This window comes from Flavobacterium ustbae, from assembly GCF_003946915.1.
Classification (GTDB): Bacteria; Bacteroidota; Bacteroidia; order Flavobacteriales; family Flavobacteriaceae; genus Flavobacterium; species Flavobacterium ustbae.
Genome location: NZ_RPOC01000018.1, coordinates 1 through 22,946, shown reverse-complemented (window position 1 = coordinate 22,946; position 22,946 = coordinate 1). Strand labels below are relative to the sequence as shown.

Below are 22,946 nucleotides of genomic sequence, written 5' to 3'. Positions count from 1 at the left end.
ATTTAATTACACAACGTATCAATATTTTGTCTTTTTTAAATAAACTTATATAACTTATGTGGTTTAAAAATATTTATATTTCAAAAAACCTCATTTAATGTGTCTTAAAATGCATTTTTATTAAAATCAATTCATAAAAAAAGTATACTTTTGCACAAAATTTAATAAAATAAAAAATGGCAACAAATAGAACTTTTACAATGATTAAACCAGATGCTGTTGCAAACGGACACATCGGGAATATCTTAGCAATGATTACTAATGGTGGTTTCAAAATCGTTTCATTAAAATTAACTCAATTAACTGTAGCAGATGCAAAAGCATTTTACGCAGTGCATGCAGAAAGACCTTTCTACGGAGAATTAGTTGAATTTATGTCTCGCGGACCAATTGTTGCTGCTATTTTAGAAAAAGAAAACGCAGTAGAAGATTTCAGAACTTTAATTGGCGCTACAAACCCAGCTGAAGCTGCTGAAGGAACTATTCGTAAAGCATACGCTACTTCAATCGGAGAAAATGCAGTTCACGGATCTGACAGCGACGAAAATGCTGCTATCGAAAGTGCATTTCACTTTGCAGGAAGAGAGCAATTCTAATTGTTTAGAATTCAGATTTTCCTAAATCAAATAAAAAACCCGCTTCAATTGGAGCGGGTTTCATTTTTTTTATAAACTTACTAAAGATTAGCCGAAGTCTTTTTTACCATTTTTTCGATTCTTCCATCTAAATCTTTTAGAAGTTCGTCTAATGCACTTTCGCACATAGGTAAAACCTTATCAAAAGATAAAACAGGAATTCCGCCTACAATTGTTCCAGTTTTCTTAGAATTTGCTCCTTCATTAAAAGCAAATACCTTTTTTCCATTTTTATCATACAAAGCAATTCTTGCATAAGCTCTCATCTTAATAGTTCCAGTACCGCCAACAGCAAATCCTTTTACTACAGCAAAGTGAATTTCGGTAAACAAAACACCATCAGCATTATCTTTAAACATAGTCGCTGTTGCTACTTCATTTGCAGAACCATTTGTTCCTTCGTAAATATATTTGTATCCAGGATAATTGATAATATATTTTCCAGCCTCTCCTTCTTTGTCAAAATGAGGAACGTAATCAATATATTCTTTTTTTTGAGTTACTTCACTTTCAGGAATTAAATCAAATGGGAATTTTTTAGAATAATCATTAAAAAAAGCAGTGTGATATTTCTCCAAAATTGGCAACAAGTTAAAATTAGGATTACTACCTAAATCTGTTACTGCTGCAATACTATTTAAGCCAAGTTCTGAAAGATCTATTGTTTTATCTGTGTAAAAAGAAACAACAGCTACTTTTTTCTTTTGTGCAGAGCTCGTTAAAGCAAATAATGCGGTTAAAATAAGTAAAATTTTTTTCATTGTTTTGTTTGTTTATTTTGGGTTATTAAAAGAATACTACTCATAAAAAGTAGTGCCCAAATGTATCGCAAAAAAAAACACTTCACAATAGAAGTGTTATTTATTTTTAAAATAAATCTTATTAAAAAAAACCTAATAAAATCAACGTAAAACTACATCTTTTACCACTTCGCGCCCCAGTTCTTCGTTAATCATTTTAACAATTTTAGTCTTTCCGTGGCTTAGTTCTTCGCGCAATACTGCAGAACCCAATTCAACATACAGTGTGCTTCCTTTAAGGACAACATTCTTAGTATAAGTATTTACACCGCTTCCCATAAGGTTTTTCCACGCATCACGCACATCAATTTGATCCATTCCTGGCTGTAATTTATTGACCTGAATAATCTGTTGCAAAACAGCACTTATTGGAGATTCGTTATTTAGTCTTTTCGCCATCGTTCAAAAGATTTACTGGTCCAGATTTTTTATAATGATATTCTATATTTTGAGGATTTTTGACCACCAATTTGTCTTCAGAAAGCGAAATAATTTCTTCGCTCCATTTTGTATAATCTGTTCTGTAATCCAAGAAAACTTGTTCTTCTGCAAAACGGACCAATACATTCTCAAAAGTATCTGTAGTTAAAAAAGTACCGTCAAACTGGGGCATTACTTTGGCTCGGACACCTTTATTGTTTTTAATTTGAAAAAAATCAAAAGTTTCATTCATTTTATATTCTTTTTCCTCACCTTTCGCAAAAACTACTTTTTCAATTTCCCAATAGCCATTCAATTTTGCAACATCGTCTTGTTTAATTTTTTGGTGGCAGCCTATAAATAAAACCGACAAAACCAAAATCATAAAAGTATTCCTCATTTTTATATTATATTAAAATTTAAATTTTATCGAACTACAAAGATAATCTTATAATCATGAAAAGAAATAAAAATAAAGAAACCTTAAATTATTTCGATGTTTTTTAACAGCACCAAAAACCATAAAAAATCAATGCTTTATCAAAAAAAATAACACAAAAATAATTGCAAGATTTTTTTAGTCTTAATATGCTATTAAAATGCCCTAAAAAGGCACATACATGAACAAAAAATATGAAAATTTGCATGAATTTTATTTCTTATCAAATAGGCAAGAATATTAAATAAATAATTGAAATGCAAGTAATTAAAAAGACACTGGCGCTATTAACATTATTAACACTAATAGTATCCTGCGCAAAGAAAAACAATCCTGAAACTATCCTTTTAGAACAAAAAAAGCTAAATAGGTTAGCTTATACTGATCAAAAAGATAATTCGAATCACTTAAACCAAAAGATTGAGAGAAATGATACCATTTTTTCTAAGGAATCGCCTGTTAAAATCATATCATGCAGACTCGAAAAAAACCAGTATTCAGATCATATGGATTTTCATATTCGATATAAAAATATAAGCGGAAAAACTATTCAGGCCATTAGATTCGAATGGAACTGCAAAAATGCTTTTGATAAACCTTCAAGCGGAAAATTATTTTTTGAAAAAGGAAGAAGCGAAGGCTATTGCACAAGAAAATTAAAACCTGGCGCTTCTAATTATAAAGTTTGGGAAGATTTTTCTACAGATGCCTCATCAATAACCTCTAGCAGAGCTTATTATGTCGTATTTACAGATGGGAAGAAATGGAAATTTAAAGACTAAAATTTCTTATTATTACGCACTCTTTTAAGTAGTCCCATAAAAAAGAATGCCAAGCCCAAAATCAAAAAAACGTAATAAAAAGACAAGCTCTGGTCTTTTACGATATTTGCAATTACAAAACTTATAACGCTTGCGAAATAAAAAGTCACAGGCGTTATATTTTTTAAAGAAGAAAAACTCATTATAATTATTTAAAGAAACTGTCTACAAATTCATATTTATTAAAGACCTGTAGATCTTCAATACCTTCACCAACACCAATATACTTTACTGGAATCTGAAATTGGTCTGAAATACCAATTACAACACCGCCTTTTGCAGTTCCGTCTAGTTTTGTAACTGCAAGCGAAGTAACTTCTGTCGCAGCAGTAAATTGTTTTGCTTGTTCAAAAGCATTTTGACCAGTAGAGCCGTCTAAAACCAAAAGTACATCATGAGGCGCATCAGCAACTACTTTCTGCATTACACGTTTCACTTTAGTTAACTCATTCATTAAGTTAATTTTATTATGAAGACGTCCAGCAGTATCAATAATCACAACATCTGCATTTTGCGCAACTGCCGATTGCAAAGTATCAAACGCTACAGAAGCCGGATCGCTTCCCATATTTTGCCGTACAATTGGCACATCTACACGATCTGCCCAAACTTGCAATTGATCAATTGCAGCAGCACGAAACGTATCTGCCGCTCCTAGAACTACCTTATGCCCCGCTTTCTTAAACTGATAAGCTAATTTTCCGATAGTTGTTGTCTTACCAACTCCATTAACACCTACAACCATTAAAACATAAGGTTTCTTAGCTGTAGGAACTTCGAATTCAGTCGCTTCGCCTGTATTAGTTTCAGACAATAAAGCACCTATTTCATCACGAAGAATCTGGTTCAGTTCTTCTGTCCCTAGATATTTATCTTCAGCAACACGTTTTTCAATTCTTGAAATAATTTTCAAAGTAGTATTTACTCCCACATCTGAAGCAACCAAAACCTCCTCCAGATTATCTAATACATCATCATCAACTTTAGATTTTCCTGCAACAGCTTTACTTAACTTCGAGAAAAAAGTAGTTTTCGTTTTTTCAAGACCTTTGTCTAAAGTCTCTTTTTTTTCGGTAGAGAATAATTTTTTAAAAAAACTCATTTTTTGTAATTATTTAGATTCACTAGATTTCTCAATTTTCATTTAAGAAATCCAAATCTTTAAAGAAAACACAATTGCACTTCAAAAAAAGACAAAATGTTACGATTCTTCAAATTTTTAGACAAATATAGGTAATAAAAAAGCTACTTCCGAATGAAAGTAGCTTTTCTATATACTGTGATTGTAATTATTTCTTTTTCAAGAATTCATCAACTTCTTCAGGAGCCATAATAGATTCTACGAATGTATATGCACCAGTTTTAGGAGATTTTACCATTTTGATGGCTTTTGATAATCTCTTAGAAGATGTTTGTAACGATGCTACGGTTTTCTTTGCCATGATTCAAATGTTATTTGAAGCTTTTATAAAACTCAATGGCCAAACCATTTGAGATTTACAAAAATCTCTAATTATTACTTAATTTCTTTGTGAACAGTTACTCTTTTCAATACTGGATTAAATTTTTTAATCTCTAATCTGTCTGGAGTATTTTTTTTGTTCTTAGTTGTAATATATCTAGAAGTTCCTGCAACACCAGAAGCTTTGTGTTCAGTACATTCTAAAATTACCTGGATTCTATTACCTTTCTTTGCCATCTTGCTATATATTTATTTAGGAAAAGATTATTTGATAAATCCTTCTGACTGCGCTTTTTTCAAAACTGCAGTGATTCCATTTTTATTAATTGTTTTTATCGTAGATGCTGCTACTCTAAGAGTAATCCATCTATCTTCTTCTGGAAGATAAAAACGCTTTTTAACTAAGTTTACAGAAAACTTTCTCTTAGTTTTGTTCATAGCGTGAGAAACGTTATTTCCTACCATCGCTCTTTTACCTGTAAGGTCACAAACTCTTGACATTATACTTATCTTTTATCGTTATTCAAAATCAGGGTGCAAAGAAAAGAAAAATAAACCATTGTAGCAAAAAATTATTGCACAATTTTTAAAATTTCTTTCTGCAGTATTTCCAAACTCTTAACTGTTGCCCTATCTATCACTTTTTCACGCGGTTGTCCGAAGTTAAATTCTTCTACAATTACACCGTTTGGTGTCGCTAAAGCAATAAAAACAGCACCGATTTCTGCGTCTGAATCACCTTTTGAAGGGCCTGCATTGCCCGTCGTTGCTATTGCGTAGTCGGTTTGCATTAAGTTTTTAACATTCGAAGCCATCACAGATGCAACTTGCGCACTTACAACAGAATACTCCTCAACTAAGTCTTTAGAAACGCCTAAAACATTTATTTTGGCTTCGGTCGCGTACGAAACCACACTTCCTTTAAAATAAGCCGACGCACCTGGCACGGCAGACAATAAAGAAGCTACTTTTCCGCCCGTAAAACTTTCTGCCGTTGCAATCGTTCTATTTTGTTTCGCCAGCAATTTACCTACAACCGCTTCTATTGTTTCATTTTCATCATAACCTACTATAATATCATGAATAATAGCATCTAGCAAGTTTACATTATCTTCAATTGCTTTTTCCAAAAGCTCTTTATCTGTTCCTCTTGCCGTCAATCTTAAACGCACACGGCCGGGATTTGGCAGATAAGCAAGCTTTATAAATTCCGGAAGATTATTTTCCCAATGTTCGATACGTTCTGCAACTAAACTTTCGCCTTGACCATAAGTCAGAATGGTTTTATGAATAATATAAGGACGTTTATATTCTCGAACAATTTTTGGAATTATTTCTTCTTCTACCAAATATTTCATTTCATACGGAACTCCAGGCAATGAAATAAAAACAGTATCTTCTTTTTTCAACCACATTCCTGGCGCAGTACCAACTTTATTTGGTAAAACGGTGCATTTTGAAGGAACTAATGCCTGATCTTTATTCAATTGAGAAATGGGTCTTTTGTAAAACCCTTCTATCAATTCTGTTACGTGCGCTAAAACTTTCTGATCGACTACCAGCTCATCATCAAAATAATCACAAAATGTTTTTTTAGTAACATCGTCTTTTGTTGGACCAAGTCCGCCGGTTACAATTACAACATCTACTTTGTTTTGAAAATGAGAAAATGTGTCTAAAATATGTTTTTTATCATCGCTAATAGAAAGCATTTCTGCCACCTCAACCCCAATTCTGTCCAGTGATTTAGCAATAAAAGCTGAATTCGTATCAACGATTTGGCCAATTAAGATTTCATCTCCAATAGTAATAATAGCTGCTTTCATATCAGTGAATATTTTTTCTTACTTACGCAAGTCAGTAATTTATAATGTAGATTTATTTAAATTTTGTTTTGAAGGAGGCCATAACAGCTTTTATAAACTACAAGCTGCTTACAAAATTCAAAAAAAGATTTTGACTTATTTCTATTTGCCAACAGAAATAAGTCAAAATTATATTAAAGATCGAAATCTTTTTTTATTTCTTTTATCGCTTCTTTTACTTGCACTTTAATGCTTTTAAAAGTCTCGATAATATCTTTTTTCTTGCCTTCAGCTTTTGTCCACGCTTCTACCTGCAAGATTTCTTCAAAAGCCACATTAAGCCCCATCAAATCTAATGTTGGCTTTATTTTGTGTGCATAAGAATAGGCATATTTATGATCCTTTTTTTTAATTCCTTCCTTGATTTGCTTTAAATCTTCTGGTACTTCTGTTACAAACAAGGTTAAAATCTGATTTACAAATTCAGGATCGTTATCTGAAAGTGCATACACTTTCGAAAGGTTGTATTTTAAAGCCATTACTTTACTTGTATTCTGAATAATTTTTTATCTTCTAAAAAGCCTTCTAAAATATCATTTGGTTTTACAGCCGCGACACCCGCCGGCGTTCCTGTAAAAATAATATCTCCAATTTTTAATGTAAAGAATTGTGATACGTGCGAAATTAATTCATCAATCTTCCAAAGCATCATTTCCGAATTCCCTTTTTGAACCGTCTCGCCGTTACTTTTTAGTTCAAAATTAAGATTTTCCATAGAAACAAAATCAGTTTTTGGTAAAAAATCACCAATAACCGCCGAACCATCAAATGCTTTAGCTTTTTCCCACGGAAGCCCTTTTTCCTTCAGCTTACTTTGCAGATCTCGCGCAGTAAAATCAATTCCTACGCTTATATCGTCATAATATTTGTGTGCAAATTTTGGCTCGATATATTTTCCAACTTTATTAATCTTAACGATTATCTCAACTTCATGATGTACATCTTCCGAAAATTCTGGAATAACAAATGGATGCTGTTTCAGCAAAACTGCCGAATCTGGCTTCATAAAAACAACCGGCTCACTCGGGCGTTCGTTTTTCAACTCTTCTATATGATTGGCATAATTCCTGCCGACACAAACAATCTTCATTCTATTAAGTGTTCAGTTATCAGTTTTTAGTGTTCAGCAAATCTTAGCGTCCTAAAATACTGAACACTAATTCCTGAACACTGAATACTTTATTTCGTGTTTAATTTTCTTAATTTAATTGCTGTCAAAACTTTTTTGGTATACAAAGGAAAATCGGCGTTTTGAATCCAGCTGAAATATCCTGGTTCTGATTCTAAAACTTTTTCCACTTTAGCTCCTTTATGCTTTCCAAAAGTAAAAATTTCTTCGTCATCTTTATCAAAAGCGATCATTCCGGCAAAATCGGCGATTTTTTTACGAGTTGTAAATTCTGACAATGATTTCATATCGTTTTCCAGTTCTGGATAACGATCTAACTGTGCTTTCAGAATCTCGTAAGTTGCCATAGTATCTGCTTCTGCCGAGTGCGCGTTATCTAGAGTTTTTCCGCAGTAAAATTTTAAAGCCGCACTCAAAGTACGCTCTTCCATTTTATGGAAAATAGTCTGAACATCTACAGAAACTTTATTTTTCATATCAAAATCGACTCCAGCGCGAAGCAATTCTTCAGCCAGAAGTGGAATATCAAAACGATCAGAATTGAATCCGCCAAGATCACTGTCTTTAATCATATTATGAATATGCGGAGCAAGTTCTGCAAAAGTTGGTTCATTAGCCACTTTTTCGTCTGTGATGCCATGAACTGCAGTTGTTTGTGGAGGAATTGGAATTGTTGGATTAACCAGCCAGGTTTTACTTTCTTTGTTTCCGTTAGGAAAAACTTTGAATATTGAAATTTCTACGATTCTATCTTTACCGATATCAATTCCCGTTGTTTCGAGATCAAAAAAGCAAATTGGTTTGTTAAGTTTTAATTCCATTTCTAATTTTTATAAGTTTACAAATGTAATTTTTAAAGCGGAATTTCTTCCTTTATTCTGATTTTTTTTGTTTAAAAAAAGCTTTCTAATCGCGATTTTAACTTTTCAAAAATAAGTCTAACAGCAAGATCGTACATTTTTACTTCATTCTTTTCTTATAAAAGAAAATCCGACAAGTTTAAAACTTATCGGATTTGAATTTATTTATATGATTGAATTTTTAGAAATCTCTATCAACATCAAAAGCTTCTAAATATTCTGCTACTCTTTTTACGAAACTTCCTCCAAGCGCTCCGTCCACAACTCTATGATCGTAAGAGTGCGACAAGAACATTTTCTGACGGATTCCGATAAAATCACCTTCTGGAGTTTCAATAACCGCAGGCACTTTACGAATTGCTCCAAGAGCTAGAATTCCAACTTGTGGTTGGTTGATAATTGGAGTTCCGAAAACACTTCCAAAAGTACCAACGTTTGTAACCGTATAAGTTCCGCCTTGCGTATCGTCTGGTTTTAGTTTTCCAGCTTTTGCACGGTTTCCTAAATCGTTAACCGCTTTTGCCATTCCAACCAAATTTAACTGATCTGCATTTTTAATTACAGGAACAATTAAATTTCCGTTTGGAAGAGCCGCTGCCATTCCTAAATTGATATTTTTCTTTTTAATGATATAATCTCCGTCAACAGAAATGTTCATTCCTGGAAAATCTTTTAAAGCTTTTGCAACAGCTTCCATCATAATCGGAGTAAAAGTCAATTTCTCGCCTTCTCTTTTCTCAAAAGCTGCTTTTACTTTATCTCTCCATTTTACAATGTTTGTTACGTCTACCTCAATAAAAGACTGAACGTGAGCAGAAGTTTGTACAGAAGCGACCATATAACCAGAAATCAGCTTACGCATTCTGTCCATTTCAACAATCTCGTCACCGCCATTTACAGAAACAGGAACTGCTTGCTGACTTTTTTGAACAACTGGCTCAACTGCTTTTGGAGTTTCAACTGTTACTTTCGGAGTTTCTTCTACTGTTTTCGTAGTTTCTTCAACCTGTTTTGGCGCTTGAACCGTTCCAGTTTTACGGTCTTCTATATATTTTAGAATATCTTCTTTAGTCACTCGGCCATCTTTTCCTGAACCCGACATGTTTTCAAGTTCATTTAAAGAAATACCTTCTTCTTTTGCAATATTTTTCACTAATGGAGAGAAGAATTTATCCGATCCTGAAAAATCTTGAGAAGTAGTTACCGTTTCTTTTACCGCATCAATTGTTTTTTCTCCCGAAGTTTCGGGATCGACAGCTTCAGCAGGAGCAGCAGTTTCTTCAGCATTATTTACTATTGCAGTTGGCGCATCGCCTCCTTCAGTTTCAATAATAGCAATAGTTTGCCCTACTTGCACTAAATCATCTTTACCAAACAATTGCTCAACTAAAATCCCTGATACTTCGCTAGGCACTTCACTGTCAACTTTATCGGTTGCAATTTCGAGTACGGCTTCATCAGCCTCAATTTTGTCTCCTACTTCTTTCAACCAATTGGTAATAGTTGCTTCAGCGACACTTTCTCCCATTTTCGGAAGCTTTAATTCAAATCTTGCCATATTGTTAATCTAAAAGATGTTTTTGATTTTCAGATTGCGAAATTAATGAATATTTTAAACATAAATTACACTTAATATAATTTTTTACTCAATTTTTACAATTTGCCCCCTTTCATTTCTGGAATCGCTTCCAATAACAAAATGGGTCTTTTTAGGTAAAATTTTAAAAGTAATACTCTTATCTTTAAGAGTTTCTATGATTTCGATACATTTTTTGAATGAAATGTATTGATTATCTAAAATAATTTCGACCTTTTTTCCCTTAAAAATCAGGCACGAATTTACCATTTTTTCTTTCGGGATTTTTAAAAACTGGACTTTATTTTTTAAAGTTAAGGCTAATTTTTGAGACAAATCTTCATTTAAAGAATAAAAAACATACGATTCTGGATTCGGATTTATTCTCGCTTTACCCTGAAACATTTTTGCAAAAGAGAAAAACCAAGTTCCGATTTGGATGAAAAAGCTAAAAAACAGCGACTTCTTAAAATGTTTCTGATAAAAGAAATTCATTGCTTCTTGAAACCTCATCATGTACTTTTCATCTTTTACTGTACTTTCTCCTTTATAGTGTAAAACAGTGGTTTCGTGAAAATAATAATTAGTCTTTTTCTTTTGCAATGCACGGAAAGACAAATCGATATCATCTGCGTACATGAAACAGTTTTCATCAAAACCATTCAAATCTTCATACAGATTTCTTTCTAAAAACATAAAAGCACCAACAAGAATATCGACTTTTCCTGTTTCGTTTTCTTTTAAATGCTGCGCGTAATATTGATTGAAAAGTTTTGTTTTGGGAAAGATTTTATACAATCCGAAAATTTTTGTGAAGGCAACCCAAGGCGTTGGAATTCCGCGTTTGCTTTCTGGCAGAAATTCCCCTGTTCCATCAATCAGTTTACAGCCGACAATTCCGAGATTATTTTGCCTTTCGGCGAAAGCCAGAATCTTTGTAAAAGTATCTTCTGCAACAACAGTATCAGGATTCAAAATACATATGTATTTTCCTTTCGCTTGACGAACACCAATATTATTGCCTTTGGGGAAACCAAAATTCTCTTTATTTTCAATCAGCTTTACGTCGGGAAATTTTTCTTTCAGCATCAAAACACTTTCGTCTAATGAATAATTATCAACTACAATAATTTCGGCATCGATAGCTGCAATCGCTTCCTGAACACTTAAAAGGCATTGTTCGAGAAAGTAACGCACATTGTAATTAAGAATAACAACCGATAATTGCATGAAAAGTGAATCTGTAGATTTTGGCCGAAGTTAGAAATTTTCTGATAACCCCAAGCGCAATGACCAATCGTTTTTGCTAATTCCGTAATCTAATGCGAGATTACTGCCATTGCGTTTGTTCCATTTTATACGGATTCCGGTTCCAACTGCGGGATTCCATTTTTTAAATTGATAAGTATCTAATTTAGAAACCGACGAAATATTGGTAAAAAAAACAGCACCGAAAAATCCGTTACGACTGATATCGGTTCTGTATTCGGTTTCAAAATAAATTAAAGCATTGCTTCGATATCTATTTTTGGTAAATCCACGGCCTGTTTTTCCTTCACGATCCCAGCCAATACTTGGTAAATCTAAATAATGTGGTTTTCCGCCAAATGTTGACCAATAAAAAGCTCTAGAAGCCCAAACTCGATGTTTGGTTGTACTAAAGGAATGGTATTTTCTGGCATCAAAATATAAAGACTGCCATTTGTCTCCTTCTACTCCGCTGGTATTTATTCGCAAATCGGCTTCGACATACAAACCTTCTTTTGGGTTTATTATATTTTCTCTCGAATCGTACAATCCCTGAATTGCAAACCCAAATGAGGTTTCATTAGAATAGTCGCCATTCATATATTGATAATAATCGGTTTCTCCATCTATATAAGATTCTTCAGAAATATTTTGATAATTATCTAAAAGAAAACCAACTCCCAAGCGATAATTTCCCACAATCTTTCTTGTTATAAACTGATAAAAACGCCACTGCTGATAATCGAGTGTTGACATTTCTTTTTCAGATTCATGTTCACCCAATCCGTAAGTATCTTGAGGATAAATCATGTAACGATAATCTCCAATAAGATTCCATTTATTATCCTTCGAATAAATATAAGACTGGATCGGAAATACAAATTGTTTGCTAAAACTAAAATAAGGCGAAAAAGTAATTTGAGACATTTTGGTCGTTTCGGCATCGCCTAAATAAAATGTTGTTAAGAAAGAAACGACTAAACCATTGCTGGAATTAACACCAACAGGAACTGGCAATAAAGAAAAAGTTAGTTTTTTCTTTCTTTCCGGACGAATGGTATCTTGCTTGTCAAAAATTTTATGAATAACATCTAAAATGTCTCTTGTGCCCACGACTGTACTATCATTTTGAGCTTGGCAAAATGACGCGATTAAAAATAAAAACAAGATGTATTTAATTTTTAAACTACTCACACACAATATCTTAAAAACCTTCTCTTACAAATTTAAATATTTTTAAATAAATTAAGCTGTATTTTTAATTTCTTAAAAAAACTATATTTGATTGTATGTTAAAACTCGATTCATGAAGAATTTTTCCATTTTATTTGTTCTGGCATTTATCTCTTTCTTCAAAGCAGAAGGGCAAAACAAAATTGATCTTGTAAAATCGAACAAATGGTTTATTGCCGGACCTTCTATTGAAAATGAAGAAGCAATAAATACTTTGCGCTTGAAGAAAGGAATTGTTTCTGTGACAGCAAAAGATAATCCAAAAGGAGAAATCGAACTCAATGTAATGATTGCCAATTCTGAAACCAACGACGGGGTTCCGACGAATCTTTCAGAATCTAAATATATTGAGATCACGTATCAATCGACACAAATTATAAAACTGCAAGCGAGAGAAGGAAATGCTGAGGGAACAGGTTGTGTGCATGGAGGCTCGCATCCGAGAATAAATCTTCCTGCGTCTCCAAAACATTTTTCTACGATAAAAATTCCTTGGGCCGATTTCAAACAAGATGAACTTCCAAATGGCAAAACATTAAACATTCACAATATCTGTAAGCTTAATTTTGTAAATTATCATCCAGTTTCAGGATCTGTTTTGAAGATTAAGGCGGTTGTGTTTTAGTGGTCAGTGTTCAGTTTTTTAGTAATCAGTTTGCTAATTCTGAACACTAAAAAACTGACCACTGAACACTAAATTAAAGTTGCATCTGAATTTTATATCGGTTCAAAATTTTCATTACAAAAAGCATAATCGTAGCAAATACTAAAGACCAAATAATTCCCGGAACTCCTTCTGAAAAATATTCTGGGAGAATATGAATATTAAGCGTTTTATTGAAATAATAAATAACGCCAGGCAAAATATAAATCAATAACGGATTTGCGGCAGCGGGCATAAAAAATTCGCTCCATTTGGTTTGTTTTTTAACTTCCATGAGCCAATACAGAAAATAAAACAGAATAGTACAAATTGATGCCGAAAACATTGTCCACGAAGGTGTTCCTTTTATTTTTGAAATTCCGAAATACGGACGAAGTAAAATAGCTGTACCGGTAAACAAAACAATAAAACCAATTACAGGCCAGTTTATTTTTTCACTTATTTTTTTTCGATCAAAAAACAATAACGAAATTACAACTCCCGCAGCTGCAAGTGATGCATGCGTAAGATGTCCGGCGATAAAGCTTATCCAAGAAGTATTTTGAACGAAAGAGTTTTCTATTAGATTTAAAGAATTCATTGCAACAGAAAAAACTAAAAATCCGATCATTGCCCAAAGATTTCCATTTACAAGCCAATAATAAATTACGGTAAAGAGATACGCCCATCCGATCAAGCCGAGAATTCCCCACCATTTTGGCGTAATTCCGATTTCTCCAGTCTCTTCTTGAACATATAAAAAGTATAAAGCTATTAAAACCAGCATTCCTCCATATTGCAATACATTTTTTAACCAAAGCGGAAAATCTTTCGGGTATTTATTCCAAATTGGAATTGGCATCAAGTAAGCCAAAAGTCCCCAAAATGCGGGTTCGATTATCATTTTTGAAGCGTCGTAGCCATATTCGGCATTAACCATAAAAACACCAATTATTATAAGAGCAATTGCCCTTTTTAAAGTGTGTGTCCAAATTGTTTTCGGACTGTCTCCTTTTAGCAATCTCGCGTTAAAAGCAAATGGAATAGACATTCCGACAATAAATAAAAAAGCAGGAAAAACTAAATCTACAAAAGTCATGGCATCTGCATCTGCGGGCATGTGTTTCATCCATTGTGGAACGTTTTTGATACTTGCCAATTCATTTACAAAAATCATTACAAAAATGGTAATTCCACGCAAAGCATCAATAGAAATAATACGCTGATTAAACAGATTCTCTTTTATTTTCATAATTTTCTACTTTTTTACTAAAAATCAAATATAACATAATTCTAAAATGTCTTGTTACAAATTCTAGATTAATTTTGCGCGTTATAGAACTGATTTAAACTTTTTGTTTTCATGCTATCATTCCTTCAATCAAAACCCGTATTAAAAGAACTCCTTGACGGAACTTTTACAGACATTCATTCGCATATTCTGCCAGGAATCGATGATGGAGCCCAAAACATAACAAAGTCCATTAAACTGGTTTCTTCTTTAGAAAATCTTGGGATTTCTCAGATTATCACCACCCCGCACATTAATCATTATGTATGGAATAATTCTCCTGAAATTATTGCCGCAAAACTTCAGGAAACTCAAAATGCATTAGAAGAAAATAAAATTAAAACACCTGTTCGATCTGCTGCAGAATATTTTATAGACAGCTGGTTCGAAAATCATTTTAAAGAAGAAAAACTTCTGACATTGAAAGACAATTATGTTTTAGTTGAAATTTCGTACCTAAATGCTCCTTTAAATATTTACAAGACTATTTTTGAGATACAAGTAGCAGGTTATATTCCTGTTTTGGCTCATCCTGAACGTTATACTTTTTACCATAATAGGTTTTCAGAATATGAAAAATTAAAAAATGCTGGCTGTATGTTTCAGCTAAACCTGCTTTCTACTGTGGATTATTACGGTTCTAAAATCACTAAAATCGCAGACGAACTTTTGGAGAAAGGCCTATACACTTTTTGCGGATCGGATGTGCATCATAAAAAACATATCGCAGCTTTTGACAGCAAAATAAAGATTAAAAATCTTGCGCCTTTAAAAGAAGTTATCGGTAATAATGCTTTTTTTAAATTTTAAAAAAAGCCTAATACGCGTTTTCTTCTCCTTTAAAAATATTGATAACCGTTTTTACAATAATTTTAATATCAAGTAAAAAACTCCAGTTTTCGATATACCAAATATCATATTCTACTCTATTTTCCATATCGCTTAAAACCTTTGTTTCGCCTCTAAAACCATTTACCTGCGCCCAACCTGTAATTCCAGGTTTAGCATATTGGCGTACCAGATAATTATTGATAAGATCGCTGTATTCTTTAGCAAGATTCACCATATGCGGTCTTGGCCCTACAACCGACATGTCTCCCCAAAATACATTAAAAAACTGAGGCAGTTCGTCTAAACTGGTTTTACGAATAAAAGCTCCAAAATTGGTTATACGGCTGTCACCTTTTTCTGCCTGCTTATTATGAGCCAGACCATTTACATGCATACTTCTAAATTTTAGACATGTAAACGAGCGATTGTCTCTCCCCGATCTTTCTTGTTTAAAAAATATTGGTCCTGGCGATTCTAATTTGATAATAATCATAATAATAGGAAACAACCAAGGAAAAACCAGCAAGATTACCAGACCCGAAAAACAAATATCAAAAATCTTTTTTATAAGCCTGTTTGAAGCAAATTCTAACGGCTCGGGACGAAACATCAGAACGGGTGTATTTTCATAAAAAGCAACTTCGACTTTGCTTGCTTTTGTATACAGCTGAAAATCTGGAATAAACTTAATTCTGACCATTTTCTGTTCACAGATTTTTGTTAGTTGGTTAATGATTTCTATGTTATCAATATGAAGTGCAACATACATTTCATCTACTTCGTTGTCGTCCAAAAAAGTTTTGATGTCCTCAAACTGCCCAATAATCAAGGCCGGATCAATATTTTTTTGATTACTTTTTTTGTCAAAAAAACCTAAAAACTTATACCCGTAAGTTAAATCTCTGGCTAATACTTTTCTAATTTTGTCACCAGATTCATTTGCGCCAACGATTATAAAAGTTTTAAAATTGTATCCCTGAGCTCGAACGTACTTTAGAAGTTTCATTGAAAAGTATCGAGAAAACATTAATACCCCAAAAAATATCAGATAGAAATAAACCAAACGAAGTCTCGAAATATCTGTATATTTTAGATATACGACGAATATTGAAACTAAAGCGGCATGTATAGAAATCTTTTTAATGGTGCGCCACAAAATCGATTCTATCGGTTCTACTCGTACACTGCGGTTAGAATCTTTTTGCAACAATAATCCCACCCATATTAAAATGGCCAAAAGCGAAATTGTTCTTTCTTCTTTAGACAATAATTTATCCAAATTTCCAAATCTGGCTAAAGCAGAAAGCACTGTAGCAAGATTTAGCAAAACAATATCGACTATTACAAACAAAAGTTTATAATAACGTGAAATTCGATAATGAGATAATTTTTGCAGAATTTTCATAATGGGGACTTAATCTTATCCTAAAAGAGCAAAAAAAGACTTTACGCTAAAGTGATGCAAAGTAACACTTAAATTATATTTTATAATACTTATTTTATTCTATTATTTAAAACTTTACTTTTATCCTATGCATACTTAAAATTGTACTCATGCTAAAAATTGTATTTTTCTTTTTAATGATTTCCACTTCCATTTATTCTCAAGTTCATGGCTGTACAGATCCGCAAGCAGAAAATTACAACACTATTTCTAGCGAGAATGACGGAAGCTGCCGTTACAAAAATTTAAAACTAAAACCCGAATATTCTATCCAATTAAGCGATTCGATAAAAGAAACTTCAGGTTTAATTGCTTTTAATAATTTATTTTGGACGCATAACGACGATCACGATACAACAATTTACGGATTGGATTCGTTAGGGAAAATAAAAAAGAAAATTGTTCTTCCAGAAGTTATTAATCATGATTGGGAAGAAATCTCACAGGACAGCACACATATTTATATTGGTGATTTTGGCAATAATTATGCTGGAAATAGAACTGATTTGAAAATACTTAAAATCGAAAAAAGCTCTTTTCTAGAAGAAAATCCCAAAATTGAAACTATCTCATTTTCTTATTCTGATCAAATCGATTTTTCGACTTCAAAACCCAACAAAACCGATTTTGACTGCGAAGCTTTTATTGTTGCCAAAGACAGCATTTATCTGTTTACCAAACAATGGAAATCGTCTAAAACAGCCATCTATGTACTCCCCAATGAGTCCGGAACTCAAATTGCGAAATTAAAATCGACATTGGATACAAAAGGCTTAGTTACTGGCGCAACTTATCTAGAAGACCAAAAACTTATTGTTTTGTGTGGTTATACAAAAGTTGGAAAACCCTTTTTATATCTTCTTTACGATTTTAAAAATCAGGACTTTTTGTCTGGAAATAAAAGACGAATCAACTTAAAACTTCCTTTTCATCAAGTAGAAGGAATTGCGACAAAAGACGGCCTTCATTATTTTATTACAAATGAATCTCTAATCCGAAAACCCATTTTAAACAATCCTCAGCAAATTCATTATTTCGATTTGAGTTCGCTACTTGGTTTGTATCTCCATAAATAATTCGCAAATGCAAGATAATAGTTTACTTTTGCAGAAAGTTATGTTTTAGAAAACATTCATAACCCATAATTTATAACTTACAATTACAAAAGTGAATTACTTATCTGTAGAAAATATATCGAAGTCATTTGGCGAAAGAGTCCTTTTTGACAACATTTCTTTTGGAATCAATAAAGATCAAAAAATCGCTTTTATTGCCAAAAATGGTTCTGGAAAAACTACCATAATGAGTATTATTAATGGTTTGGAAGAACCTGATACTGGTCAAGTTGTTTTAAGAAAAGGAATTAGAATGGCATTTCTTTCTCAGGATAATAATCTGCAAGACGAATTGACGATTGAAGAAAGTATTTTCGCTTCTGACAACGAAACGCTGAAAGTTATTGAAGCTTATGAAAAAGCTTTAGAAAATCCTGCTGACGAAGAAGCTTATCAAAAAGCTTTTGATGCTATGGATCAGCATAATGCTTGGGATTTTGAAACACAATACAAACAAATTCTCTTTAAATTAAAGCTCGAAGATTTCAAACTTAAAGTAAAAAATCTTTCTGGAGGACAAAAAAAGCGTCTTTCATTGGCTATAATTCTAATTAATCGTCCAGATTTATTAATTCTAGATGAGCCGACCAACCATTTAGATCTTGAAATGATCGAATGGCTTGAAAGTTATTTTGCTAAAGAAAATATTACGCTGTTTATGGTAACGCACGACCGTTTCTTTTTGGAGCGTGTTTGCAACGAAATCATCGAATTAGACAACGGAAAACTATATCAATACAAAGGAAATTATTCTTACTATCTTCAGAAAAAAGAAGAAAGAATCACTTCTGAAAATGCTAGTATTGACAAAGCTAAAAACCTATTTGTTAAAGAATTAGAATGGATGCGCCGCCAGCCAAAAGCGAGAACAACCAAATCTAAATCTCGTCAGGATGATTTTTATGTTATTAAAGAAAAAGCACAAAGCCGTCGAAAAGAAAATAAAGTGGAGCTTGAAATAAATATGGAAAGAATGGGAAGCAAAATTATTGAGCTTCACAAACTTTCTAAAAAATTCAAAGACCGTGTTATTTTGGACAATTTCAGTTTTGATTTTCAGCGTGGAGAAAGAATTGGAATTATCGGTAAAAACGGAACTGGAAAATCGACTTTCTTAAATCTTCTGACAGGAACAATTCCGCCAGACAGCGGGCGTGTTGTAAAAGGCGATACCATAAAAGTAGGTTACTATACGCAATCTGGAATTAACCCAAAGCCGGGACAGCGTGTTATTGACATTATAAAAGAATACGGAGAATATATTCCGCTTACAAAAGGAAAAATTATTTCGGCTTCACAATTATTGGAGCGTTTTCTTTTTGATGCTAAAAAACAGTACGATTATGTCGAAAAATTAAGCGGTGGAGAATTAAAACGTTTGTATTTATGTACCGTTTTAATTCAGAATCCGAACTTTTTGATTCTCGATGAGCCCACAAACGATTTGGATATTGTGACTTTGAATGTATTGGAAAGTTTCCTTTTAGATTATCCTGGATGTCTTTTGGTTGTTTCTCACGACCGTTATTTTATGGACAAGATTGTCGATTATTTATTTGTCTTTAGAGGAGAAGGAGAAATCGAAAATTTCCCAGGAAACTATTCTGATTTTAGAGCTTATGAAGATAGTGCCGATGTAGCACAAAAAGAAGAAAACAAAGCCGAGAAGAAAGACTGGAAACAAAATAATCCAACAGGAAATCTAAGTTTTAATGAACAAAAAGAATATCAAAAAATAGAAAGAGAAATCAAGGATTTAGAAATTGAAAAAACTAAAATCGAACAATTATTCTCTGATGGAAAAGTTGCTGATGCCGATATTGAGAAAAAAGCAAACGAACTTCAAAATATAATTAACAAAATAGACGCAAAAGAAGAACGCTGGTTTGAACTTTCTGCTAAATTGGAAGGATAGTTTTTTATTACTCAGAGATTCATAAAGAAAATGCAGAGATATGCATTTTCTTTATGAATCTTCGATTCTTTCTAGTAAATCTTATGAAACGAACAATCATTTATAATACAAACAAAATACCACAATGAAAAAATTATTATCTGCATTATTTGCCTTGACAATTTTAGTTTCCTGTTCAAGTTCTGACAAAGAAAAGACACCTCAAAAAGACTACACAGAACAAAACGAACAAGAAATCAAAGATTATATTACCAAAAACAATTTAACGGCACAGCGAACAGAATCTGGTTTGTACTACATCATAAATGAACCGGGAACAGGAAAACAACCTACTGCAACCTCTTCAGTTACTGTTGCATACACAGGTTCTTTTACTAACGGAAAAACATTCGACCAAAGCAGCAGTTCTGGAATAGAGTTCCCTTTAAATGGAGTAATCCCAGGATGGACAGAGGGAATTCAGTTATTTAAAGAAGGAGGCAGCGGAGCATTGCTAATTCCATCTCACCTAGGCTATGGAAGTTTCGGCAGACCAGGTATTCCTGGAGGCGCTGTACTTATTTTTGATGTAAAATTGATTAAAGTAAATTAATTATTCCATTTTAAATTTCTAAATGCTTTTTCAAATAAAATCGTATCTAAAATTTCTTTGGCATTCTAAAAACGAACATGCGGTCCATTCGCCGTTTGTTTTTAATTTGCTGACAAAATGTTTTTATGATAAGAAAAGCAAACCTGAATATGCAATTTTAAAAAAATACAGAAAATCACTTTTAGAAAACAAAAACTTCATTGATGTAACCGATTTTGGAGCGGGTTCAAGGGTTTTTAAATCAAACAGAAGACAAATCTCTAAAATTGCACAAACAGCTGGAATTTCGCCAAAACGAGCAGAATTATTATTTCGTGTCACCAATTATTTTCAGCCAAAAAATATTTTAGAAATTGGAACTTCTTTAGGCTTGGCAACATCGGCTTTAGCATTAGGTAATCCGAAAGCCAAAGTAATCACTATTGAAGGCTGTCCAAATACTGCGACTATTGCGCAAAATCAATTAACTGATTTTGACTGTAAAAACGTTGAAAATGTAGTTTCTGAATTTGAATCTTTTTTAATTTCTGAGAACATTCAAGCCACAAATTACAATCTAATCTATTTTGACGGAAATCATTCTAAAAAAGCCACTTTAGAATATTTTAAGCTCTTGCTGCCAACTATAGACAATGATTCAGTTTGGATTTTTGATGATATTCATTGGTCAGAAGATATGGAAGAAGCTTGGGAGATTATCAAAAATCATCCACAAGTAAAGGTCACGATTGATACTTTCCAATGGGGATTTGTGTTTTTTAGATATGAACAGCCAAAACAACATTTTATAATAAGAGCATAAAAAAAGACGATCAATTCTGATCGTCTTTTTTCCTAATTCAAAATTTTAAAAATCTTATTTTTTAGCATCTTTATTTTCTTCAGATTTAGCTCCCATTCTGTTTACAGTATACATTGGTGCAAACTTAACTTTCAAACCAGCAATTTTACGGTTATCCTCTGCAGATAAACCTTCTTTTTCAACTGTATTTTTACGGCTGTCAAGAGCTTCATACATTAATTTGATTTCATCCCAGTCTTCTCTAGAATAGCTATCTTTATTGTTTTCTACAGTATGAACAAACTGCTGATAAACGCTATGAATATTTTGGGCATTCACCCAGCTGAAATTCATATCGTCACCAATTTTTCCTGCACCAAACAAAGCATCTCTCAATGATTGTTTCGGACTAGAAGCTGGAGGGGCAAATTGGGCGGTAATTTCATTTTTAAATTCCTCGTATTTAATTTTACTTGCATTCACTTTCTCAGTTGCAGCAGCATTGTCTTTAATATCTGCTAAAGCCGCTTGAGCTTCTTGAGATCTTCTGTCATACTCTGCTTCTACACTTTGCCAATTGTCTTTCAAATCAGCAGCTGCTACATTTTTAACAGAGTCAACATAAACAACATAGCTGTCTACTGTTTTTTGAGCTTTTTCTTGTTTTTCATCCTTACATGACGTAAAACCTAATGCAATTAATGCGATAACGATAGTTATTTTGATATTTTTCATAATTCTGATTATTTAATTAATTATATAACCAAATTTACTCAATAACTAAGTTAATAAATTACATTATTCTCATGTTTTAAAAATTAAAAATGTTTTAAAACTATAAAACGCGCAAAATAATGTTAATTATATAAAAATTAAATAAAATCGCATAACATTATATTTTCTGACTTTTTTTTGAAATTCTATCTAATGTGAAAAACTTTATACCTTTTATATATTGTATTATATATTGTAACAAAATCCAATTCTTAGCTACTTATGGTTTTTATTGAAAAGTGTTTTGTACTTTTAAATCCAAAATTGTAAAACGAAATGGCTGAACCATTAATTAAAATAACCGATATTAAACGAAATTTTATTTTGGGCAATGAAACGGTTTATGTTTTAAAAGGAATAAATTTAGAAATCAATAAAGGTGAATATGTCGCTTTGATGGGACCTTCTGGATCTGGTAAATCTACATTAATGAATTTATTAGGCTGTTTAGATACGCCAACTTCTGGACATTATGTTTTAAACGGAAAAGATGTCAGCCAGATGAGAGATGATGAATTGGCCGAAATTCGAAACAAAGAAATTGGTTTTGTTTTTCAGACTTTCAATCTTTTGCCAAGAACAACAGCTTTAGATAATGTTGCACTTCCAATGATTTATGCCGGTTACGGAAAGTCTGATCGTATTGCAAGAGCCACCGAAGTTTTAAAGCAAGTTAATCTAGCCGATAGAATGGATCACCAGCCCAACCAGCTTTCTGGAGGACAGCGTCAGCGTGTTGCAGTTGCCCGTGCATTGGTCAATAAACCTTCAATCATTCTGGCCGATGAACCAACCGGAAACTTAGACAGTAAAACTTCTGTAGAAATTATGAAGCTTTTCGGAGATATTCATGCACAAGGAAACACTGTAATTCTAGTAACGCACGAAGAAGATATTGCGGCTTATGCGCACCGAGTTATCCGTTTACGTGACGGATTAATCGAAAGTGACACGAGAAAAGAATTTTAGATTTTAGATTTTAGATTTTAGATTTTAGATTTTAGATTTTAGATTTTAGATTTTAGATTTTAGATTTTAGATTTTAGATTTTAGATTTTAGATTTTAGATTTT

Annotated in this window: 26 protein-coding genes; 9 read left to right on the top strand and 17 right to left on the bottom strand. The window is 32.7% G+C overall.

Annotation, left to right across the window (positions count from 1 at the left end; genetic code table 11):
* The first annotated feature begins 176 nt into the window (after nt 1-176).
* Nucleotides 177-596: a nucleoside-diphosphate kinase gene (locus EG814_RS17750; RefSeq protein WP_071634812.1), complete on the top strand. Its 420-nt coding sequence runs from the start codon at nt 177-179 to the stop codon at nt 594-596.
* Between the two features lie 80 nt (nt 597-676).
* Here the strand turns inward: EG814_RS17750 and EG814_RS17745 are convergent, their stop codons facing one another.
* From EG814_RS17745 to EG814_RS17735, 3 genes are all read right to left on the bottom strand, one after another.
* On the bottom strand, nt 677-1,396 hold the full coding sequence (locus EG814_RS17745; RefSeq protein WP_125723232.1) for a hypothetical protein: 720 nt from the start codon (nt 1,394-1,396) through the stop codon (nt 677-679).
* 141 nt (nt 1,397-1,537) lie between these two features.
* The gene (locus EG814_RS17740) at nt 1,538-1,834 is read right to left on the bottom strand and encodes a DUF721 domain-containing protein (RefSeq protein ID WP_125723231.1); all 297 of its coding nucleotides are present in this window, start codon (nt 1,832-1,834) and stop codon (nt 1,538-1,540) included.
* Entirely contained in the window at nt 1,815-2,255 is a 441-nt protein-coding gene (locus tag EG814_RS17735; protein WP_125723230.1) for a lipocalin family protein, read from the bottom strand. Before EG814_RS17735 ends, EG814_RS17740 begins: the two co-directional genes overlap by 20 nt.
* 296 nt (nt 2,256-2,551) lie before the next feature.
* Between EG814_RS17735 and EG814_RS17730 the strand changes: the two genes are divergently transcribed.
* Nucleotides 2,552-3,076: a hypothetical protein gene (locus EG814_RS17730; protein WP_125723229.1), complete on the top strand. Its 525-nt coding sequence runs from the start codon at nt 2,552-2,554 to the stop codon at nt 3,074-3,076.
* 187 nt (nt 3,077-3,263) lie between these two features.
* Here the strand turns inward: EG814_RS17730 and ftsY are convergent, their stop codons facing one another.
* From ftsY to EG814_RS17670, 11 genes are all read right to left on the bottom strand, one after another.
* A complete protein-coding gene (gene ftsY / locus EG814_RS17720; protein ID WP_125723227.1) occupies nt 3,264-4,217 on the bottom strand; it encodes a signal recognition particle-docking protein FtsY in 954 nt (317 codons plus the stop codon).
* 187 nt (nt 4,218-4,404) lie between these two features.
* Complete coding sequence (locus EG814_RS17715) at nt 4,405-4,557, bottom strand: DUF4295 domain-containing protein (protein ID WP_008468081.1); 153 nt, start codon at nt 4,555-4,557, stop codon at nt 4,405-4,407.
* Nucleotides 4,558-4,631: 74 nt separating this feature from the next.
* Nucleotides 4,632-4,814 (bottom strand): 50S ribosomal protein L33, encoded by a 183-nt coding sequence (gene rpmG / locus EG814_RS17710; RefSeq protein WP_011963553.1) that lies wholly within the window; start codon nt 4,812-4,814, stop codon nt 4,632-4,634.
* 27 nt (nt 4,815-4,841) lie between these two features.
* On the bottom strand, nt 4,842-5,078 hold the full coding sequence (rpmB, locus tag EG814_RS17705; protein ID WP_008468080.1) for a 50S ribosomal protein L28: 237 nt from the start codon (nt 5,076-5,078) through the stop codon (nt 4,842-4,844).
* A gap of 71 nt (nt 5,079-5,149) precedes the next feature.
* The gene (locus tag EG814_RS17700; protein WP_125723226.1) at nt 5,150-6,403 is read right to left on the bottom strand and encodes a competence/damage-inducible protein A; all 1,254 of its coding nucleotides are present in this window, start codon (nt 6,401-6,403) and stop codon (nt 5,150-5,152) included.
* 173 nt (nt 6,404-6,576) lie between these two features.
* Nucleotides 6,577-6,921 carry an Hpt domain-containing protein gene (locus EG814_RS17695; RefSeq protein WP_008468078.1) on the bottom strand — a complete coding sequence of 115 codons (345 nt, stop codon included), beginning with the start codon at nt 6,919-6,921 and terminating at the stop codon, nt 6,577-6,579.
* The gene (locus EG814_RS17690; RefSeq protein WP_125723225.1) at nt 6,921-7,532 is read right to left on the bottom strand and encodes a fumarylacetoacetate hydrolase family protein; all 612 of its coding nucleotides are present in this window, start codon (nt 7,530-7,532) and stop codon (nt 6,921-6,923) included. Before EG814_RS17690 ends, EG814_RS17695 begins: the two co-directional genes overlap by 1 nt.
* 89 nt (nt 7,533-7,621) lie before the next feature.
* Nucleotides 7,622-8,392 (bottom strand): 3'-5' exonuclease, encoded by a 771-nt coding sequence (locus tag EG814_RS17685; RefSeq protein ID WP_125723224.1) that lies wholly within the window; start codon nt 8,390-8,392, stop codon nt 7,622-7,624.
* 220 nt (nt 8,393-8,612) lie between these two features.
* Nucleotides 8,613-9,989 carry a dihydrolipoamide acetyltransferase family protein gene (locus tag EG814_RS17680; protein ID WP_125723223.1) on the bottom strand — a complete coding sequence of 459 codons (1,377 nt, stop codon included), beginning with the start codon at nt 9,987-9,989 and terminating at the stop codon, nt 8,613-8,615.
* Between the two features lie 84 nt (nt 9,990-10,073).
* On the bottom strand, nt 10,074-11,237 hold the full coding sequence (locus tag EG814_RS17675) for a glycosyltransferase family 2 protein (protein ID WP_125723222.1): 1,164 nt from the start codon (nt 11,235-11,237) through the stop codon (nt 10,074-10,076).
* Between the two features lie 30 nt (nt 11,238-11,267).
* Nucleotides 11,268-12,368: a BamA/TamA family outer membrane protein gene (locus EG814_RS17670; RefSeq protein WP_125723221.1), complete on the bottom strand. Its 1,101-nt coding sequence runs from the start codon at nt 12,366-12,368 to the stop codon at nt 11,268-11,270.
* A 193-nt stretch (nt 12,369-12,561) separates the two neighbouring features.
* Here EG814_RS17670 and EG814_RS17665 point away from each other — a divergent pair, with 193 nt between their 5' ends.
* Nucleotides 12,562-13,113 (top strand): hypothetical protein, encoded by a 552-nt coding sequence (locus EG814_RS17665; RefSeq protein WP_125723220.1) that lies wholly within the window; start codon nt 12,562-12,564, stop codon nt 13,111-13,113.
* Nucleotides 13,114-13,186: 73 nt separating this feature from the next.
* Here EG814_RS17665 and EG814_RS17660 read toward each other — a convergent pair whose 3' ends face one another.
* Entirely contained in the window at nt 13,187-14,383 is a 1,197-nt protein-coding gene (locus EG814_RS17660) for a DUF5009 domain-containing protein (RefSeq protein WP_125723219.1), read from the bottom strand.
* Nucleotides 14,384-14,494: 111 nt separating this feature from the next.
* Here EG814_RS17660 and EG814_RS17655 point away from each other — a divergent pair, with 111 nt between their 5' ends.
* On the top strand, nt 14,495-15,232 hold the full coding sequence (locus EG814_RS17655; RefSeq protein WP_125723218.1) for a tyrosine-protein phosphatase: 738 nt from the start codon (nt 14,495-14,497) through the stop codon (nt 15,230-15,232).
* Between the two features lie 7 nt (nt 15,233-15,239).
* Here EG814_RS17655 and EG814_RS17650 read toward each other — a convergent pair whose 3' ends face one another.
* On the bottom strand, nt 15,240-16,658 hold the full coding sequence (locus tag EG814_RS17650) for an undecaprenyl-phosphate glucose phosphotransferase (protein WP_125723217.1): 1,419 nt from the start codon (nt 16,656-16,658) through the stop codon (nt 15,240-15,242).
* A gap of 149 nt (nt 16,659-16,807) precedes the next feature.
* Between EG814_RS17650 and EG814_RS17645 the strand changes: the two genes are divergently transcribed.
* The 4 genes from EG814_RS17645 to EG814_RS17630 all read left to right on the top strand — a co-directional run bounded on the left by EG814_RS17645 (nt 16,808) and on the right by EG814_RS17630 (nt 21,121).
* A complete protein-coding gene (locus EG814_RS17645; RefSeq protein ID WP_125723216.1) occupies nt 16,808-17,773 on the top strand; it encodes a T9SS C-terminal target domain-containing protein in 966 nt (321 codons plus the stop codon).
* Between the two features lie 91 nt (nt 17,774-17,864).
* Nucleotides 17,865-19,727: an ABC-F family ATP-binding cassette domain-containing protein gene (locus EG814_RS17640; RefSeq protein WP_125723215.1), complete on the top strand. Its 1,863-nt coding sequence runs from the start codon at nt 17,865-17,867 to the stop codon at nt 19,725-19,727.
* A gap of 124 nt (nt 19,728-19,851) precedes the next feature.
* Nucleotides 19,852-20,319, top strand: coding sequence for an FKBP-type peptidyl-prolyl cis-trans isomerase (locus EG814_RS17635; protein ID WP_125723214.1), 468 nt, complete (start codon nt 19,852-19,854; stop codon nt 20,317-20,319).
* Between the two features lie 22 nt (nt 20,320-20,341).
* Nucleotides 20,342-21,121: an O-methyltransferase gene (locus EG814_RS17630; RefSeq protein WP_125723213.1), complete on the top strand. Its 780-nt coding sequence runs from the start codon at nt 20,342-20,344 to the stop codon at nt 21,119-21,121.
* Between the two features lie 54 nt (nt 21,122-21,175).
* Here EG814_RS17630 and EG814_RS17625 read toward each other — a convergent pair whose 3' ends face one another.
* Nucleotides 21,176-21,835 (bottom strand): DUF6565 domain-containing protein, encoded by a 660-nt coding sequence (locus EG814_RS17625; protein ID WP_125723212.1) that lies wholly within the window; start codon nt 21,833-21,835, stop codon nt 21,176-21,178.
* Nucleotides 21,836-22,150: 315 nt separating this feature from the next.
* On the opposite strand from EG814_RS17625, the gene EG814_RS17620 reads away from it, so the two are divergent.
* Entirely contained in the window at nt 22,151-22,843 is a 693-nt protein-coding gene (locus EG814_RS17620) for an ABC transporter ATP-binding protein (protein ID WP_125723211.1), read from the top strand.
* Nucleotides 22,844-22,946 lie beyond the last annotated feature (103 nt).

What these genes read in the sequence shown, in the direction of transcription:
- ftsY (WP_125723227.1), bottom strand. Translation starts at nt 4,217, where the DNA reads ATGAGTTTTTTTAAAAAATTATTCTCTACCGAAAAAAAAGAGACTTTA.
- EG814_RS17715 (WP_008468081.1), bottom strand. Translation starts at nt 4,557, where the DNA reads ATGGCAAAGAAAACCGTAGCATCGTTACAAACATCTTCTAAGAGATTA.
- EG814_RS17660 (WP_125723219.1), bottom strand. Translation starts at nt 14,383, where the DNA reads ATGAAAATAAAAGAGAATCTGTTTAATCAGCGTATTATTTCTATTGAT.
- EG814_RS17675 (WP_125723222.1), bottom strand. Translation starts at nt 11,237, where the DNA reads ATGCAATTATCGGTTGTTATTCTTAATTACAATGTGCGTTACTTTCTC.
- EG814_RS17655 (WP_125723218.1), top strand. Translation starts at nt 14,495, where the DNA reads ATGCTATCATTCCTTCAATCAAAACCCGTATTAAAAGAACTCCTTGAC.
- EG814_RS17620 (WP_125723211.1), top strand. Translation starts at nt 22,151, where the DNA reads ATGGCTGAACCATTAATTAAAATAACCGATATTAAACGAAATTTTATT.
- EG814_RS17625 (WP_125723212.1), bottom strand. Translation starts at nt 21,835, where the DNA reads ATGAAAAATATCAAAATAACTATCGTTATCGCATTAATTGCATTAGGT.
- EG814_RS17745 (WP_125723232.1), bottom strand. Translation starts at nt 1,396, where the DNA reads ATGAAAAAAATTTTACTTATTTTAACCGCATTATTTGCTTTAACGAGC.
- EG814_RS17700 (WP_125723226.1), bottom strand. Translation starts at nt 6,403, where the DNA reads ATGAAAGCAGCTATTATTACTATTGGAGATGAAATCTTAATTGGCCAA.
- EG814_RS17695 (WP_008468078.1), bottom strand. Translation starts at nt 6,921, where the DNA reads ATGGCTTTAAAATACAACCTTTCGAAAGTGTATGCACTTTCAGATAAC.
- EG814_RS17730 (WP_125723229.1), top strand. Translation starts at nt 2,552, where the DNA reads ATGCAAGTAATTAAAAAGACACTGGCGCTATTAACATTATTAACACTA.
- EG814_RS17680 (WP_125723223.1), bottom strand. Translation starts at nt 9,989, where the DNA reads ATGGCAAGATTTGAATTAAAGCTTCCGAAAATGGGAGAAAGTGTCGCT.
- EG814_RS17750 (WP_071634812.1), top strand. Translation starts at nt 177, where the DNA reads ATGGCAACAAATAGAACTTTTACAATGATTAAACCAGATGCTGTTGCA.
- EG814_RS17665 (WP_125723220.1), top strand. Translation starts at nt 12,562, where the DNA reads ATGAAGAATTTTTCCATTTTATTTGTTCTGGCATTTATCTCTTTCTTC.
- rpmG (WP_011963553.1), bottom strand. Translation starts at nt 4,814, where the DNA reads ATGGCAAAGAAAGGTAATAGAATCCAGGTAATTTTAGAATGTACTGAA.
- rpmB (WP_008468080.1), bottom strand. Translation starts at nt 5,078, where the DNA reads ATGTCAAGAGTTTGTGACCTTACAGGTAAAAGAGCGATGGTAGGAAAT.
- EG814_RS17685 (WP_125723224.1), bottom strand. Translation starts at nt 8,392, where the DNA reads ATGGAATTAAAACTTAACAAACCAATTTGCTTTTTTGATCTCGAAACA.
- EG814_RS17635 (WP_125723214.1), top strand. Translation starts at nt 19,852, where the DNA reads ATGAAAAAATTATTATCTGCATTATTTGCCTTGACAATTTTAGTTTCC.
- EG814_RS17650 (WP_125723217.1), bottom strand. Translation starts at nt 16,658, where the DNA reads ATGAAAATTCTGCAAAAATTATCTCATTATCGAATTTCACGTTATTAT.
- EG814_RS17690 (WP_125723225.1), bottom strand. Translation starts at nt 7,532, where the DNA reads ATGAAGATTGTTTGTGTCGGCAGGAATTATGCCAATCATATAGAAGAG.
- EG814_RS17740 (WP_125723231.1), bottom strand. Translation starts at nt 1,834, where the DNA reads ATGGCGAAAAGACTAAATAACGAATCTCCAATAAGTGCTGTTTTGCAA.
- EG814_RS17645 (WP_125723216.1), top strand. Translation starts at nt 16,808, where the DNA reads ATGCTAAAAATTGTATTTTTCTTTTTAATGATTTCCACTTCCATTTAT.
- EG814_RS17735 (WP_125723230.1), bottom strand. Translation starts at nt 2,255, where the DNA reads ATGAGGAATACTTTTATGATTTTGGTTTTGTCGGTTTTATTTATAGGC.
- EG814_RS17630 (WP_125723213.1), top strand. Translation starts at nt 20,342, where the DNA reads ATGCTTTTTCAAATAAAATCGTATCTAAAATTTCTTTGGCATTCTAAA.